Here is a 2,070-nt window from a genome sequence, read left to right on the forward strand (position 1 = left end):
GCAAACCATTGGCGTCGTAGCGCTGGCCGAACACATACCAGCGTTCGGAGCCTTGTTGCTGACTCGCCCAAACCTGCACATGACCGGCATCAACGCCGCCACTGACCAGCGCCGCGCTTTTGGGTGCTAATTGATGACCGATGGTGGCGGTGTTGACCAGTATGTCCTTGGCGAGCGTGACCGTGGGCGCTTCGTTGACGTTGGTGACGCTCAGCGCGTAGTCGGTGCTCACAAATGTGCTGCCCACTACGGTGCTGTCGGCAACCTTCACGCTGACTGCGTAGCTGGCCTTGGTTTCATAGTCCAGCACCACACCGGCTTTGAGGTACAGGGCTGCGCCTACCACCTCAAAGTTTCCTGCATCGGTGCCTGTGAGTGTGATGGTGTTGGTGCCCAGAGCATCGTCTGCGACAGCGATGTCGGCTACCCTGATTCGGGTGGTGGTGCTGGTGTTTTCTGCCAAGCTGGTGGTTGTGTTGGTCAGGCCAATGAGGATGGGCGCCTCGTTGACGTTGGTGACGTTCAGCGCGTAGTCGGTGCTCACAAATGTGCTGCCCGCTACGGTGCTGTCGGCCACCTTCACGCTGACTGCGTAGCTGGCCTTGGTTTCATAGTCCAGCACCACACCGGCTTTGAGGTACAGCGCTGTGCCTACCAGCTCAAATTTGTCTGCATCAATGCCCGTGATGAGCGTGATGGTGTTGGTACCCAGCGCATCGTCCGTGACAGCGATGTCGGCCACCCTGATTCGGTTGGTGGTGCTGGTGTTTTCTGCCAAGCTGGTGATTGTGTTGCGCAGGGCTACGGTGGTAGGCGCTTCGTTGACGTTGGTCACGTTGGCGATGACGGCCTGCTCGGTGCTCAGTGTGCCGCTGGTGCCCACATTGGTGGCCACCACAGTAAAGCTGTAGCTGCTCTTGGCTTCGTAATTGGCGCTGTTCTTGAGCGTGACTTTGCCCGTGGCGCTGTCAATGTCGAGCAAGGCGATGTCACCCGTGGCCGCTTTGAGACTGTAGACCACGTTCTTATTGGCCGCGGTGCCGTCAGCATCAGTGGTGCTGGCGGTGTAGATCGGAAGGGTGGTGGCGGCGTTTTCTGGAACGCTATCGCTGGCACCGCTGCTAAACACCGGGGCGTTGTCGTTGAAGTCGACAACGCTCAGCACGACCGCTTGGTCGGCGCTGTTGCCCGCCTTGTCGGTCGCCACCACGGTGAAGGCGTAGCTGATCTGGCCTTCGTAATTGGGCACCTCTTGCAGCTTGACCTGCCCAGTGGCAGCGTCAATCGTGAACTTGATCGCATCGCCAACCCCCGCCTTTAAGCTGTAGACCACCCCTGCGTTGGCATCGCTGGCATTGGCGGTGTAAACAACCGTGCCAGCGGCTACGTTTTCATTCACGTTGGCAGTGGCTAAGGAGCCAAAAACCGGCGCTGTGTTGTCTAAAAGGTAGCTGGTGCCTTTTGTGACCACCACATTGTCAAGGTACAGGTCGTTGACTGACGGATCGACGCTATTGTCGAACTTGATCGTTGTGCTGGTGCCCGTGGCCACAAACGTAAAACTCTGGTAGCGCCAATTGCTGTCTTGAATACTCGACGTCAAGCTTGCAAGCGCAGTCGTGCCGTCTGATGCCACAGCCGAAGCGACCAGAGTAGATGCCCCAGTTGTCGGGTAAGTCGTTCTAATCATGTACGTGACCGTATATGACTCTTGGGCCACTGTAGTCATCGTTTGGGACAGCGTACCGCCGTTAGCGCTGGGATAACCAAAACGGGCAGTAGACTCAGCCCAGTCAACGTTGGCGTCTGTCTTCGCACCCGATTTCCCAATCAACCATCCGGTGATGTTTGTGTCAAAGGTGCCGTTGCTCAACAAGGTCTTGCTGTTGTTGCCCGCCACATCGCTCAGGCTGTAGTTGTTAGCCAATGACAGGCTGAGCACGCCCGTGCCGCTGGTAATCGCTGCGCCACTGACGTTGACCTTGTATTTGTTGCCTGAAACTAGCGTGGGGGCTCCGATGGTTACGTTGGATGTCACCTGCGCACCGCCAAGCATGACCACAAAGTCAG

Annotated in this window: 1 protein-coding gene; it reads right to left on the reverse strand. The window is 57.5% G+C overall.

What is annotated here, in order from left to right; all coding sequences use genetic code 11:
- On the reverse strand, positions 1–2,038 hold a 2,038-nt coding region (locus B9Z45_RS16515; protein ID WP_158270450.1), incomplete at its 3' end, for a cadherin domain-containing protein.
- Between the last annotated feature and the right edge of the window lie 32 nt (positions 2,039–2,070).

Source organism: Limnohabitans sp. 2KL-17, assembly GCF_003063415.1.
In the GTDB taxonomy this organism is placed as follows: domain Bacteria; phylum Pseudomonadota; class Gammaproteobacteria; order Burkholderiales; family Burkholderiaceae_C; genus Limnohabitans_A.